Source organism: Peribacillus sp. NPDC094092, from assembly GCF_050279365.1.
Taxonomy (GTDB): Bacteria; Bacillota; Bacilli; order Bacillales; family DSM-1321; genus Peribacillus.
This window is the reverse complement of record NZ_JBNNUC010000012.1, coordinates 33,394-47,668: the sequence shown is the minus strand read 5'-3', so window position 1 is coordinate 47,668 and position 14,275 is coordinate 33,394. Positions and strand designations below refer to the sequence as shown.

At 42.3% G+C, this 14,275-nt stretch carries 12 protein-coding genes, 1 rRNA gene and 1 other annotated feature; all 13 genes read left to right on the top strand.

Annotated features, from left to right (window positions below; all coding sequences use genetic code 11):
* Positions 1–78 (top strand): 5S ribosomal RNA (rrf, locus tag ACQKNS_RS26600); the annotation flags it as partial.
* Positions 79–436: 358 nt separating this feature from the next.
* Positions 437–898, top strand: coding sequence for a CtsR family transcriptional regulator (locus ACQKNS_RS26595; RefSeq protein WP_048677843.1), 462 nt, complete (start codon positions 437–439; stop codon positions 896–898).
* 21 nt (positions 899–919) lie between these two features.
* Positions 920–1,471 (top strand): UvrB/UvrC motif-containing protein, encoded by a 552-nt coding sequence (locus ACQKNS_RS26590; protein ID WP_427646168.1) that lies wholly within the window; start codon positions 920–922, stop codon positions 1,469–1,471.
* The gene (locus ACQKNS_RS26585) at positions 1,468–2,544 is read left to right on the top strand and encodes a protein arginine kinase (protein ID WP_427646166.1); all 1,077 of its coding nucleotides are present in this window, start codon (positions 1,468–1,470) and stop codon (positions 2,542–2,544) included. Before ACQKNS_RS26590 ends, ACQKNS_RS26585 begins: the two co-directional genes overlap by 4 nt.
* A gap of 130 nt (positions 2,545–2,674) precedes the next feature.
* On the top strand, positions 2,675–5,116 hold the full coding sequence (clpC, locus tag ACQKNS_RS26580; RefSeq protein ID WP_377401579.1) for an ATP-dependent protease ATP-binding subunit ClpC: 2,442 nt from the start codon (positions 2,675–2,677) through the stop codon (positions 5,114–5,116).
* A gap of 198 nt (positions 5,117–5,314) precedes the next feature.
* Positions 5,315–6,703 carry a DNA repair protein RadA gene (gene radA, locus ACQKNS_RS26575; RefSeq protein ID WP_076372905.1) on the top strand — a complete coding sequence of 463 codons (1,389 nt, stop codon included), beginning with the start codon at positions 5,315–5,317 and terminating at the stop codon, positions 6,701–6,703.
* A 2-nt stretch (positions 6,704–6,705) separates the two neighbouring features.
* Positions 6,706–7,779, top strand: a complete 1,074-nt coding sequence (gene disA / locus ACQKNS_RS26570) for a DNA integrity scanning diadenylate cyclase DisA (protein WP_427646164.1) — start codon at positions 6,706–6,708, stop codon at positions 7,777–7,779.
* A 226-nt stretch (positions 7,780–8,005) separates the two neighbouring features.
* Positions 8,006–9,103 (top strand): PIN/TRAM domain-containing protein, encoded by a 1,098-nt coding sequence (locus tag ACQKNS_RS26565; protein ID WP_377401576.1) that lies wholly within the window; start codon positions 8,006–8,008, stop codon positions 9,101–9,103.
* Positions 9,104–9,124: 21 nt separating this feature from the next.
* The gene (ispD, locus tag ACQKNS_RS26560; protein WP_427646162.1) at positions 9,125–9,814 is read left to right on the top strand and encodes a 2-C-methyl-D-erythritol 4-phosphate cytidylyltransferase; all 690 of its coding nucleotides are present in this window, start codon (positions 9,125–9,127) and stop codon (positions 9,812–9,814) included.
* Between the two features lie 14 nt (positions 9,815–9,828).
* Positions 9,829–10,308 (top strand): 2-C-methyl-D-erythritol 2,4-cyclodiphosphate synthase, encoded by a 480-nt coding sequence (gene ispF, locus ACQKNS_RS26555; RefSeq protein ID WP_427646161.1) that lies wholly within the window; start codon positions 9,829–9,831, stop codon positions 10,306–10,308.
* Between the two features lie 90 nt (positions 10,309–10,398).
* A complete protein-coding gene (gltX, locus tag ACQKNS_RS26550) occupies positions 10,399–11,856 on the top strand; it encodes a glutamate--tRNA ligase (RefSeq protein ID WP_427646159.1) in 1,458 nt (485 codons plus the stop codon).
* Positions 11,857–11,898: 42 nt separating this feature from the next.
* Positions 11,899–12,147: a binding site (T-box leader), on the top strand.
* 76 nt (positions 12,148–12,223) lie between these two features.
* On the top strand, positions 12,224–12,874 hold the full coding sequence (cysE, locus tag ACQKNS_RS26545) for a serine O-acetyltransferase (RefSeq protein WP_427646157.1): 651 nt from the start codon (positions 12,224–12,226) through the stop codon (positions 12,872–12,874).
* 1 nt (position 12,875) lies between these two features.
* Positions 12,876–14,273 carry a cysteine--tRNA ligase gene (gene cysS, locus ACQKNS_RS26540; RefSeq protein WP_427646155.1) on the top strand — a complete coding sequence of 466 codons (1,398 nt, stop codon included), beginning with the start codon at positions 12,876–12,878 and terminating at the stop codon, positions 14,271–14,273.
* The last annotated feature ends 2 nt before the right edge of the window (positions 14,274–14,275 follow it).

Below are 14,275 nucleotides of genomic sequence, written 5' to 3'. Positions count from 1 at the left end.
TCCGAACACGGCAGTTAAGCTCTTCAGCGCCGATGGTAGTTGGGGGTTTCCCCCTGTGAGAGTAGGACGCCGCCAAGCCATTTAAAAAGATCAGCCATCCGGCTGGTCTTTTTTGTTGTTCGTAATATAAAAAGGGTTTTTATTTCACGGACATCATAGGGCTGGCCTTATTTGAATTGGTTACAGTATCATCTGGAATAGGGAAGAATTTAAGTGGTGAAAACCTTATGAGAGAAGAAAAATTTCAGGTTTTGCATGTATCTTTTTAGGGTATTTATGTAAGATATTTAAACTTTAATGTTCAATGGGGTATGTAACTACATATAATTTGGAGAAAATGGATAATACATAAAGTGAGTGCGTTTAAGTTGCAAAATGCATTTTTCCTTGTATAATAATAGTCAAATATAGTCAAAGTCAGAATGGAGGAGGCTGAGTGAGAAACATATCTGATGTTATCGAAACTTATTTGAAGCAAGTACTTGAGATAAGTCAAAAAGATATCTTAGAGATTAAAAGAAGTGAAATAGCAGATAAATTTCAGTGTGTTCCTTCTCAAATCAATTACGTAATCAATACCAGGTTTACCATCGAGAGAGGTTATGTTGTAGAGAGTAAGCGTGGAGGTGGCGGTTACATTCGCATCATGAAAGTCGAATCTCAGGATTCCGTGCAACTTATCAACCAATTATTATCGCTTATTGGTTCAAGGGTTACCCAATCGATGGCTGAAGGAGTAATATCAAGGCTGATGAATGAAGACGTCATTAATGAAAGAGAAGCAAAGATTATGATGAGCGTCATAGATAGATCGGTGATATATATCGACCTACCTGACCGCGATGAGCTTAGAGCAAGAATTTTAACTGCGATGCTTACGACTTTAAAATATAAATGAAACTGGCAGAGGTGATGAACGTTGATTTGCCAAGAATGTCATCAAAGGCCTGCTACCCTGCACTTCACCAAAATCATCAACGGAAAAAAGACTGAAGTCATGATTTGTGAGAAATGTGCTCAGGAAAAAGGTGAAATATTCATGGATGCAGGTGGACCTGGTTTTTCAATAAATAATTTATTAGCAGGATTGTTGAATATGGAGTCGAATATTCAACAGACGAAGGCAAATGCATTTCCCAAAACGGAAGAGAGGCGTTGCCCGCATTGCCATCGATCTTATAAAGAATTTGTCCATATTGGTAAGTTTGGCTGTGCCGAATGTTATAAAACGTTCAATGAACAGTTAAATCCCATTTTAAAGAGGGTTCATAGCGGCAATACAGCACATATAGGGAAAATTCCAAAAAGGATTGGTGGCACCATACATCTTCGAAAGCAAATTATGGATTTAAAAGAAGTTTTAAAGGTCCACATTGATCAAGAGGAGTTTGAGAAAGCGGCAGAGGTAAGAGATAAGGTCCGTTCCCTTGAAAAAAGATATGAAGCGCAAGAGGGAGGCGGGGAATTATGAGCTTGGAAAAGTTTGTAGAAAACGCCTTGAGTTCCTGGATGAGTGCCGAAGGGCCGGAAATCGATATTGTATTGAGTTCGCGGATTCGACTGGCCAGGAATTTTAAAGACTTTACCTTCCCAACCTCCTTTTCTAACGAAGAGGCTAAAGAAATCATTGAATTGGTCAAAAAAAGAATCGAAGAGGAAGTAACCCCGGAAATTGGAAAACTGGAACTTTTAGAGATTGACCAATTGCAGCCACTGGAAAAGCGCGTTCTCGTTGAAAAACATTTAATCAGTCCCCATTTAGTTGAAGATTCAGCGAAAAGCGCATGTCTCCTTTCGGAAAATGAAGAAATAAGTATCATGATAAACGAAGAGGATCATCTCCGTATTCAATGTTTAATGTCGGGTTTGCAGCTAAAGGAAACCTTAAAGATTGCAAATGTTCTTGACGATTGGATTGAAGAATCCATAGACTATGCATATGATGAGGAAAGAGGATACCTAACTAGTTGTCCGACTAATGTGGGAACAGGATTAAGAGCATCTGTCATGATGCATCTGCCGGGCCTTGTCCTTACACAGCAGATGAATAATATCATACCGGCTATCAATCAATTGGGGTTGGTGGTTCGAGGGATTTATGGAGAGGGCAGTCAAGCCTTGGGGAATATTTTTCAAATCTCCAATCAAATTACTCTTGGAAAGTCGGAAAGGGATATTGTTGAAGATCTAACAAGTGTAGTGCAACAAATCATAGCCCAGGAACGGTCAGCGAGGGATGCATTAGCGAGGACTTCCCACATACAATTAGAAGATAGAATTTTCCGTTCTTATGGGATATTGTCCAATGCGCGCATCATCGAGACCAAGGAAGCAGCTACCTGTATCTCCGATGTTAGATTAGGGATAGATCTTGGGTATATAAAGAATATTTCTAAAAGCATTCTAAATGAGTTGATGATTTTGACGCAGCCGGGATTTTTACAAAAGTACGCGGGTGGCCCTTTAAGGCCCCATGAAAGGGATATCCGTAGAGCAGCACTCATCCGGGAACGCTTGAATTTCACGGAATCTTCCTCCTCATAGAGGTCACTGACCCCTTTAGGGGGAATCAAATTTCATGTAATAGATATGGAGCAAGAAGAAGTTTTTTCCATAACTTGGAGATTTGCCAGCAACTTTATTCAAAACGAAAATTCTTAAGGAGGAATTCCCTATGATGTTTGGTCGTTTTACTGAAAGAGCCCAGAAAGTATTAGCATTAGCCCAAGAAGAGGCAATCCGTTTAGGTCATAATAATATTGGCACGGAACATATTTTACTGGGCCTTGTCCGAGAAGGTGATGGTATTGCAGCCAAAGCGTTATATGCTCTTGGATTGGGTCCGGATAAGATTCAGAAAGAAGTGGAAAATCTAATAGGCCGTGGACAGGATACGGCTCAAACGATACATTATACCCCAAGAGCCAAGAAAGTCATTGAGCTTTCCATGGATGAGGCAAGAAAATTAGGTCACTCATATGTTGGGACAGAGCATGTTCTTTTAGGTCTTATCCGAGAAGGGGAAGGTGTAGCTGCCCGCGTATTGAATAATCTGGGAGTAAGTTTAAATAAGGCTCGACAACAAGTATTACAACTTCTGGGAAGCAATGAATCGGGTGGTCATCAAGGTTCAGCCGCTTCAAATGCAAGCACGCCGACACTGGATGGCCTTGCCCGTGATTTAACGGCAATTGCCAGGGAAGGAAGTTTGGATCCCGTTATCGGAAGAAGCAAGGAAATACAGCGTGTCATCGAGGTATTAAGCCGCCGTACAAAAAATAACCCAGTATTGATCGGTGAACCTGGAGTTGGTAAAACAGCCATTGCTGAAGGGCTTGCCCAACAGATCATCAATAATGAGGTACCTGAAATTTTACGTGATAAACGAGTAATGACACTTGATATGGGTACTGTTGTGGCTGGTACTAAATACCGGGGTGAATTTGAGGACCGGTTGAAGAAAGTTATGGATGAAATACGTCAGGCGGGTAATATCATCCTATTCATCGATGAATTGCATACATTGATTGGTGCAGGTGGTGCAGAAGGTGCCATTGATGCCTCCAATATCCTTAAACCATCATTGGCCCGAGGTGAATTGCAATGTATCGGAGCCACGACTTTGGATGAGTATCGTAAGTATATTGAAAAGGATGCTGCGCTTGAACGCCGTTTCCAGCCAATCCAAGTCGATGAGCCGACCATTGAGGAATCCATCCAAATTCTCAAGGGACTGCGTGACCGTTATGAGGCACATCACCGTGTATCGATTACTGACGAAGCGATTGATGCCGCAGTCAAATTATCCGACCGTTATATTTCCGATCGCTTTTTACCGGATAAAGCGATTGACTTGATTGATGAAGCTGGTTCAAAGGTTAGGCTGCGTTCATACACTACGCCACCTAACTTAAAAGAACTTGAAGTGAAGCTGGATGATGTTCGTAAGGAAAAGGATGCTTCCGTTCAGAGTCAGGAATTTGAAAAAGCAGCTTCGCTTCGCGATACAGAACAACGCTTAAGAGAACAACTGGAAGAAACGAAAAAAACTTGGAAAGAAAAACAAGGGCAGGAGAACAGTGAAGTGACTGTGGATGACATTGCACACGTCGTATCCAGTTGGACGGGGGTTCCAGTCACTAAATTGGCGCAAACAGAGTCAGACAAACTGCTTAATATGGAGTCCATCCTCCATGATCGTGTAATTGGGCAGGAAGAGGCTGTCATTGCTGTTTCCAAAGCAGTACGACGTGCAAGGGCAGGTTTGAAAGATCCTAAACGTCCGATTGGTTCATTCATCTTCTTGGGACCTACAGGGGTTGGTAAAACCGAGCTGGCCCGTGCTTTAGCTGAATCCATTTTTGGTGATGAAGATGCCATGATCCGCATCGATATGTCCGAATATATGGAGAAACATTCGACTTCACGCCTTGTTGGATCCCCTCCAGGATATGTTGGATACGAAGAAGGCGGTCAGTTAACGGAAAAAGTGCGGAGGAAACCTTACTCCGTCGTTCTGCTTGATGAAATAGAAAAGGCGCATCCGGATGTCTTCAATATTCTTCTTCAAGTATTGGAGGACGGAAGACTGACAGATTCCAAGGGGCGTACCGTCGATTTCAGGAACACCATCCTGATTATGACATCGAATGTAGGGGCATCGGCCTTGAAAACTGATAAGTATGTCGGGTTTAACATCCAGGATACTGGCCAGGACTATAAAAATATGAAAGGGAAAGTGATGGAAGAACTCAAACGTGCATTCCGTCCGGAATTCCTGAATCGTATTGATGAAACTATCGTGTTCCACTCATTAGAGAAGGATCATTTGAAACAAATCGTTACATTAATGTCAAATCAGCTTACTACCCGTTTGAAAGAACAGGAGATATACTTGGAGCTGACAGATGCGGCTAGAGAAAAAATTGCTACGGAAGGTTTTGACCCGGAATATGGGGCACGTCCAATCCGCAGGGCACTTCAGAAGCATGTAGAAGATTATCTATCCGAAGAGTTGCTTAAGGGCAACGTGAAAAAAGGGCAAACGGTCGTAATGGATGTCGTGAATAATGAGTTTGCAATCCGACAAGGCGAGCCTGTTAATGTAAGTGAATAACCTGATTCTAAACTTCGAGGTACACGCAGATTCTTTTGCAGTGTACCTCTGTTTTTTATCTATAGGTAGATTTGAGTATAAATGGGATAAGCACAATGAATATTTTTTTAAAAAAACTTAGTCTTAAGAAGGTTTAAATAAAACCGAGGTATAATATCCTTAATATAGATATTTTTTCCAAAGGAAAAGGAGTAATTTATGGCTGTAAAGAAAAAAACAAAATTTATGTGTCAGTCTTGTGGATATGAGTCCCCTAAATGGATGGGGAAATGTCCAGGGTGCGGTGAATGGAACAAAATGGTCGAGGAAACCGAAATCGTTAAACCTGCCAGAAAAGGTGCGTTTACCAATTCAGAAGTTAGAGGTTCCGGGGAACGTGAGAAGGCAGCACCGATAACGACTATTCAATCAGAAAAAGAACCCCGGATTAAGACGGATTTAATGGAATTGAATCGTGCTCTTGGGGGCGGGATCGTACAGGGATCACTTGTATTGATCGGAGGGGACCCTGGTATCGGTAAGTCCACACTGCTTTTACAGGTCTCATCCCAATTGGCGCATAAACAGAAAAAAGTGCTTTATATTTCAGGTGAAGAATCAGTCAAGCAGACCAAATTGAGAGCGGATCGGCTTGGGACCATGTCGGAAAATCTATTCGTTTATGCTGAAACCGATATGGATTATATCCAACAGGCAATTACGGATGTAAAACCGGATTTGGTCATCATTGACTCCATTCAAACGGTATACCATTCGGAAGTTACATCTGCCCCGGGAAGCGTTTCACAAGTGAGGGAGTGCACAGCCTCACTCATGCGCATTGCTAAAACAAACGGGATCGCGATTTTTATAGTCGGACACGTAACAAAGGAAGGGGCCATTGCGGGACCACGGCTGCTTGAGCACATGGTTGATACAGTTTTATATTTTGAAGGTGAAAGACACCATACATATCGAATTATACGTGCGGTTAAAAATCGCTTTGGTTCGACGAATGAGATGGGTATTTTTGAAATGAAAGAACATGGATTGGAAGAGGTCGCGAATCCATCGGAAATTTTCCTTGAAGAACGGTCGCAAGGAGCCTCGGGTTCCACAGTCGTCGCCTCCATGGAGGGCACAAGGCCGGTGCTAGTCGAAATTCAAGCATTGATTTCCCCTACGAGTTTTGGCAATCCGAGGCGAATGGCCACGGGAATCGACCACAATCGAGTTTCGCTTTTAATGGCTGTTCTGGAAAAGAGAGTGGGCTTGCTGCTCCAAAACCAAGATGCGTATTTAAAGGTTGCTGGTGGTGTCAAGCTGGATGAACCTGCAATTGACCTCGCCGTCGCAATAAGCATTGCTTCAAGCTTCCGTGATAAACCAACAAACCCTGCCGATTGCATCATTGGTGAAGTGGGGCTGACTGGTGAGGTAAGAAGGGTGTCAAGAATTGAACAAAGGGTGCAGGAAGCAGCAAAATTAGGGTTTGAGCGGGTTATCATACCGGCTAATAATATAGGAGGATGGACCGCGCCGAAGGGTATTAAGATCGTTGGTGTTTCATCGGTTTCGGAGGCTCTTAAACAATCGTTAGGGGGTTAAGTATGACAGATAAAAAAGGGTATGAGAAAACAAAATTGGAAATTCTGCAAATTGTTGCTCCGGGTACCCCGCTTCGGGAGGGGATTGAAAATGTCCTGCGGGCAAATACAGGTGGTTTGATAGTGGTCGGATATAATGAGAAGGTTCGGGTGATCGTGGATGGCGGCTTCGAAATCAACTGCAGCTGTACCCCCAGCACATTATATGAGTTGGCAAAGATGGACGGGGCCATCATTTTAAATGAAACAGCCGATAAGATCATATTCGCAAATGCCCAACTAGTGCCGGATAACAGTACACCTTCCACTGAAACGGGAATGAGGCATAGAACAGCGGAACGTGTGGCCAGGGAGACCAAGTCGCTGGTCGTCGCAATCTCACAACGTCGGAATGTCATCACTTTATATCAAGGCAATTTCCGATACGCCCTTAAAGATATAGGAGTCATACTTGCCAAGGCCAATTTGGCCATCCAGACCCTGGAAAAATACAAGGTGGTCCTGCAGCAGAGCATATCGGTTTTAGGAGCGCTCGAGTTCGAGGAAATCGTGACTTATGCCGACCTTTTGCAGGTATTTCACCGGTATGTAATGGTGCTCAGAATCAAGGCGGAGCTATTAACGTACCTTAATGAGCTTGGTACGGAAGGAAGATTGATCCGTTTGCAAATGAATGAAATCCTGGCAGATATTGAAACGGAAGGAAAATGGCTTATCAAGGATTATACCTCCAGTAATGATGAAGATCCCGAGGAAATCATTTTTAGGCTTCAAGAGTTGGCCATGCAGGAAAAACTGGATGAAAGCATTCTTCTAAAGGTGCTGGGCTATCATGGATACATACACCTTGATGAGTCAGTACATCCCCGTGGTTACCGTATTCTTCATAAAATCCCACGCTTGCCGGGTTTGATCATCGAAAATTTAGTGAAACAGTTCGGAAGCTTTAGTGAAGTCAATAAAGCTACGGTTGAAAACCTCGACGATGTGGAGGGCATAGGCGAAGTACGGGCCAATAAAATCAAAGAAGGACTCAGGATTTTAAAAAATCAGCTTGTCACAAATAGAAGGATGTAGGTGAAGCCGGCCTTTTAAAATTCCCCTGAACTAGCTTGAAATTGATTGGTGTTTATTTTTGACACTCAAAACTCAGGGTGCTAGGCTAATATTACGAAAAAGAGAAGAAATCATATTTGTAAATCCACTAATTCCTTAAGTGAATTTAACGTATATAATGAAAACGAATTTTCGAAGGTTTCATTTTATTTTATTGGTCAATAATGAGTAGAAGGAGGTGAAAGGGATGTTAAAACGCATTATACAAGCATGCTTCTTAATAGTCGGCGGAACACTTGGTATGTTACTTATTCCAGAATTATTAATTGTTTTACATGCAGATGATATTGCTTTAATAAACAATCCTTATGTAAGTGTACTGTTGGGTGCCATTATCTTTTATCTTATAACTTTTTGGGCAGTAGATCATGTGATCTATTTTATGAAGTGGCTGGAGGAACAGCTTGTAAAGATACCAATTACGGATATAATCTTTGGCAGCGTCGGTCTTTTAGTGGGACTGCTTGCGGCGTTCTTGGTTGGCTCTGCCTTCAGTGCCATCAAGGTTCCTATTTTAAATACAGTGGTTCCCATCATCCTTACGCTTTTATTTGGTTATCTTGGTTTTCAGGTGGGCTTTAAAAAGCGTGATGAGCTATTGAGTTTATTCACGAAAAGCAATAAGAAAAAGAACACTGATGGTGAAGCGGGCGAAGAGGATGAAGAGGGCTATAGCAAGCGGCTGAAGATTCTCGATACAAGCGTGATCATTGATGGCAGAATTGCGGATATTTGCCAGACAGGGTTTCTGGAGGGTACCATAGTGATTCCTCAATTCGTATTAAACGAACTGCAGCATATTGCCGATTCATCTGATGCATTGAAAAGGAATCGTGGAAGACGTGGTTTGGATATCTTGAATCGGATTCAAAAAGACCTTCCGATTAAAGTGGAGATGTACGAGGGGGATTTTGAGGACATTCAGGAAGTGGACAGCAAACTGGTTAAACTTGCCAAAATATCGGGCGGAATGGTCGTTACCAATGATTTTAATTTAAACAAAGTATGCGAGTTTCAAAATGTGGCGGTCCTTAATATCAATGACCTGGCCAATGCCGTAAAACCTGTTGTCCTTCCTGGGGAAGAGATGAATGTTCAGGTCATCAAGGACGGGAAAGAGCAGAATCAGGGCATCGCTTATTTAGACGATGGCACCATGATCGTTGTCGAGGGTGGCCGTGACCATATCGGGAAACGGATCGATGTACTTGTCACAAGTGTATTGCAAACTTCTGCAGGCCGTATGATATTCGCTAAACCGAAACTATTAGAAAAAGCATTATAAAGAAGAGTAGGAGAAACCGTTATGTTTTATGAAGTAGTGATACCTGCAGCTGGACAAGGCAAAAGAATGAAGGCGGGCAAGAATAAACTTTTTATTGAACTATCGGGCATCCCGATTATTGTTTATACACTGCGTGTCTTCGAAGAAGATCCTGACTGCAGGGGAATCATCCTTTCGATAAACCCGGCAGAAAAGGATTATTTCAGTCAATTGATTGCAGCCTATGGGCTTAAAAAGGTCAAGAAACTGGTCATGGGCGGCAAGGAGCGCCAACAAAGCGTTTATAATGGACTGCAACATGCAGGAGAAGAAATCATCCTGGTTCACGACGGTGCCCGCCCTTTTATCAATCATGGGCAAATCAGTGAATTGACTACTGCAGCCTCCCTTCATGGAGGGGCCGTCATTGCAGTGCCCGTCAAGGATACGATTAAAAAAGCATCAAACAATAAGGTAGTGGAAACAGTGGAACGAGCAAGCTTGTGGGCGGTACAAACTCCACAAGCTTTTCGTGTATCCATATTAAAAAGTGCATATGAACAGGCAGAGGCTGAAGCGTTTTTAGGGACGGATGATGCAAGTTTGCTAGAACGGATCGGTGAACAGGTAGTTATTATTGAGGGCAATTATGATAATATTAAAATTACGACTCAGGAAGACCTTTATTTTGCAGAAGCGATTTTACATAAACAACAACGTGGAAAACGATGATTGGGGAGAATGATATGTTTAGAATAGGACAAGGATATGACGTTCATCAGCTTGTGGAGGGGAGACCTTTGATTATTGGCGGGATTACGATTCCGTATGAGAAAGGTTTGCTGGGTCATTCGGATGCGGATGTCCTTCTGCACACTGTTGCTGATGCCTGCTTGGGGGCAATTGGTGCAGGGGATATCGGTAAGCATTTTCCGGATACCGATCCTGAATTTAAAGATGCCGATTCGGCAAAACTGCTGCAGCATATTTGGGCGATCGTAAAAAATGAAGGATATTCGCTAGGCAATGCGGATTGTACAATCATTGCACAAAGCCCGAAAATGGCACCATACATTGAGGAAATGCGAGGCAGGATTGCTGAACTTTTAGATGCCTCGATAGACAGGATTAATGTAAAGGCGACCACTACCGAGAAACTTGGATTTACAGGCAGGAGCGAAGGAATCGCGGCACAGGCTGTGGTTTTATTGGTTAAATCAAACTAATTTCGTTTTTAGAGTGGATGCCTTTATCCCAATGTATTTAAATGATAATATATACAATAGAATAGAACGACTGGGAGGTCTATATATATCATGAGCAGCGATATTCGAGTTCGCTATGCACCGAGTCCGACTGGACATTTACATATTGGTAATGCACGGACTGCTTTATTTAATTATTTATACGCACGAAATAAAGGCGGGAAATTCATCATCCGTATTGAAGATACCGACCAAAAGAGAAATATTGAAGGCGGAGAGGAAAGTCAGCTTAAATATTTGAAATGGCTTGGTATGGATTGGGATGAAGGTGTTGATGTTGGCGGTGAATTCGGTCCATATCGCCAATCAGAAAGGAACGACCTTTATCAGGAATTGTATCAAGAACTTTTAGACAAGGGTTTGGCATATAAATGCTATTGTACGGAAGAAGAGCTTGAAGCAGAGCGTGAAGGACAGGTCGAACGGAATGAAACACCAAAATATTCAGGGAAATGCAAGCATTTAACTGAAGAAGAGCAAGCGGAACTAGTGGCTCAAGGAAGAAAACCGAGCATTCGCTTTGCCGTTCCAGCTGGGAAGGTCCTTACTTTCAAAGATATGGTTAAGGATGAGGTTTCATTTGAAGCGGATGGCTTTGGTGATTTTGTCATCGTTAAAAAAGATGGCATTCCAACCTATAACTTTGCAGTGGCCGTCGATGATCACTTGATGAAGATATCCCATGTCCTTCGCGGTGATGATCATATCTCCAATACTCCGAAACAACTGATGATTTATGAAGCTTTCGGCTGGGAACCGCCGGCATTCGGACATATGACGCTGATTGTAAACGAAAGCAGGAAGAAACTGAGTAAACGTGATGAGTCCATCATTCAATTCATTGAGCAATATGAAGAGCTTGGTTATGTACCTGAAGCTTTATTCAATTTCATTACATTACTAGGATGGTCTCCGGTCGGGGAAGAAGAAATTTTCACGAAGGAAGAATTCATTAATCTTTTCGATGCCGATCGGCTGTCTAAATCACCTGCACTTTTCGATAAACAAAAGCTTACATGGATGAATAACCAATATGTGAAGCAATTGGACGGAAATCGTGCAGTGGAATTGTCATTGCCTCACTTAATTAAAGCCGGGAAGGTTTCAGAGACACTGACCGCCGAAGAAGAAGAGTGGGTACATGGGCTAGTTTCCCTTTTTCAAGAGCAGATGAGCTATGGAGCGGAAATAGTCGAGTTATCTGAACTGTTCTTCAAGGATGAGGTCGTGTTCGAGGAAGAAGCCAAGGAAGTGCTGGCTGAAGAACAGGTGCCGGAAGTCATGAAAGCCTTCCTTCAGGAGATCGACGGCCTTGAAGAATTTAACGCGGATGAAATCAAGAAGTCGATTAAAGCCGTACAAAAAAGCACAGGCCATAAAGGGAAAAAATTATTCATGCCGATAAGGGCGGCCGTCACCGGTCAAACTCATGGTCCTGACTTGCCTAAGGCGATTTCATTACTCGGCAAGGAAAAAATTAAACAGCGTATTCAGAGTATTTTATATTAACAATTTGTCAAAAATGTAATATAGTATTTAATAATCTTACAAAAGAACGCGTAGATGGGGAGAAGTAAGTAAACGAAGCTTTTTAGAGAGAACCATAACCTGCTGAAAGTGGTTCAAGCCTCTCGTTTTCTGAAATGCACCCTTGAGTCCTTTGCTGAACTAACCAATAGTAGGCACAGGCGGAATGTCCTCCGTTACAGGGATTAAAGTTGGGGATGAAAAAACAGGAAAAAGCTTTACCTGCTTCGAACATTCCAAACAGAGTGGAACCGCGCTTAAAGCGTCTCTGTCTATTTGGACAGAGACGCTTTTTTATATGCTTTAAAAGCTTCAAAGGGGATGTTGGAAAACATAGGGGGGAATCATTTTGTTAAAGATGTTTAAAGAGGATATCGAAGTGGTTTTTGATCAAGATCCTGCTGCGCGCAGCTATTTGGAAGTCATATTGACGTACGCGGGTTTACATGCGATTTGGAGTCATAGGATGGCTCACGCACTATTTAAGAGGAAATTCTTTTTCCTGGCAAGAAGTATATCTCAGATCAGTCGGTTTTTTACCGGAATTGAAATTCATCCAGGTGCTACGATTGGCCGTCGTTTCTTCATTGACCATGGAATGGGGATCGTCATTGGCGAAACTTGTGAAATTGGCGACAATGTATCTGTCTTTCAAGGTGTAACCCTTGGGGGGACAGGAAAGGAAAAGGGAAAACGGCATCCTACGATTAAGGATAACGTATTGATTGCTACAGGAGCAAAAGTGCTGGGTTCCATCACTGTTGGGGAAAACTCGAAAATCGGTGCAGGATCGGTCGTTTTAAAGGAAGTGCCACCTAATTCCACAGTGGTGGGCATTCCAGGTAAAGTGGTCATTCAAGATGGCATCAAAATCAACAAAGATCTAAATCATTGTGATCTTCCTGATCCAATCGCTGATCGCTTTAAGGAATTGGACAGTGAAATCAGGGCCTTAAGAGCGAAGATGGCTGAAGAGAAGCAGAAGGAAAGGAGCCTATAATATGGCGATTAAAATATATAACACAGCTACAAGAAAAAAGGAAACCTTCGTCCCGATGGAAGAGGGAAAGGTGAAGATGTACGTATGCGGACCCACTGTCTATAATTACATTCATATTGGTAATGCAAGACCGGCAATCGTATTCGATACCGTTCGTAGGTATTTGGATTACCGCGGATATGATGTGCAATTCGTTTCGAACTTTACGGATGTGGATGATAAGCTGATTCGTGCGGCAAAAGAATTGGGGGAAGATGTCCCAACCATATCAGAGCGTTTCATCAAGGCTTATTTTGAAGACGTGTCGGCATTGGGCTGCAAAAAAGCCGATGCTCACCCAACCGTAATGGAGAACATGGATGCAATCATTGAATTCATCTCGGCATTAATTGAGAAAGGATTCGCTTATGAATCTGAAGGGGATGTGTATTACCGAACTCGTAAGTTTGAGGGGTATGGAAAACTTTCACACCAGTCCATCGATGAGCTGAGGGTGGGTGCACGTATTGAAATAGGGGAGAAAAAACAAGATGCCCTTGATTTTGCCCTTTGGAAAACGGCAAAGGATGATGAAATATCTTGGGAAAGCCCTTGGGGTAAGGGGCGTCCTGGCTGGCATATAGAATGCTCCGCAATGGTCAAAAAGTATTTGGGCGATACAATCGATATTCATGCAGGAGGTCAAGATCTGGCTTTCCCGCATCATGAAAATGAAATTGCACAATCCGAAGCTTTGACGGGTAAGGCCTTTGCGAATTATTGGATGCATAACGGGTATATAAATATTGAGAATGAAAAAATGTCTAAGTCCTTAGGCAATTTCGTCCTTGTGCATGACATCATAAAGAAGCATGATCCACAAGTGTTACGCTTCTTTATGTTATCTGTACATTACCGTCATCCCATCAATTATAGTGAAGAAGTGCTTGAAAATGTAAAAGCGTCCCTCGATCGCTTAAGGACATCTTATCAAAACTTAAAGCATCGCCTTCAAGTTAGTGACGGATTGACTGAGAATAATGATGACTGGTTGAAGAAACTGAATGAATTACATGAACAATTCATTAAGGAAATGGACGATGATTTCAATACAGCTAATGCAATATCCATGCTCTTTGAACTTTCCAAACAGGCAAATTATTACTTGATGGAGAAGAACACGGACAAGGAAGTGATTGACGCTTTCCTTGATAAATTCAACATCTTATTTTCTGTCCTAGGTTTATCCCTTGAAGAAGAGGGGCTTTTGGATGAAGAAATTGAAGGCTTGATACAGCAGAGAATTCAAGCGCGGAAAGACCGCAATTTTGGGTTATCTGATGAAATTCGTGATCGTTTGAAAAACATGAATATCATATTAGAGGATACCCCTCAAGGTACAAGATGGAAAAGAGGGTAATT

Coding starts and splice junctions, on each gene's coding strand:
- clpC (WP_377401579.1), top strand. CDS start 2,675: ATGATGTTTGGTCGTTTTACTGAAAGAGCCCAGAAAGTATTAGCATTA.
- disA (WP_427646164.1), top strand. CDS start 6,706: ATGACAGATAAAAAAGGGTATGAGAAAACAAAATTGGAAATTCTGCAA.
- cysS (WP_427646155.1), top strand. CDS start 12,876: ATGGCGATTAAAATATATAACACAGCTACAAGAAAAAAGGAAACCTTC.
- gltX (WP_427646159.1), top strand. CDS start 10,399: ATGAGCAGCGATATTCGAGTTCGCTATGCACCGAGTCCGACTGGACAT.
- ispD (WP_427646162.1), top strand. CDS start 9,125: ATGTTTTATGAAGTAGTGATACCTGCAGCTGGACAAGGCAAAAGAATG.
- ispF (WP_427646161.1), top strand. CDS start 9,829: ATGTTTAGAATAGGACAAGGATATGACGTTCATCAGCTTGTGGAGGGG.
- ACQKNS_RS26565 (WP_377401576.1), top strand. CDS start 8,006: ATGTTAAAACGCATTATACAAGCATGCTTCTTAATAGTCGGCGGAACA.
- ACQKNS_RS26585 (WP_427646166.1), top strand. CDS start 1,468: ATGAGCTTGGAAAAGTTTGTAGAAAACGCCTTGAGTTCCTGGATGAGT.
- radA (WP_076372905.1), top strand. CDS start 5,315: ATGGCTGTAAAGAAAAAAACAAAATTTATGTGTCAGTCTTGTGGATAT.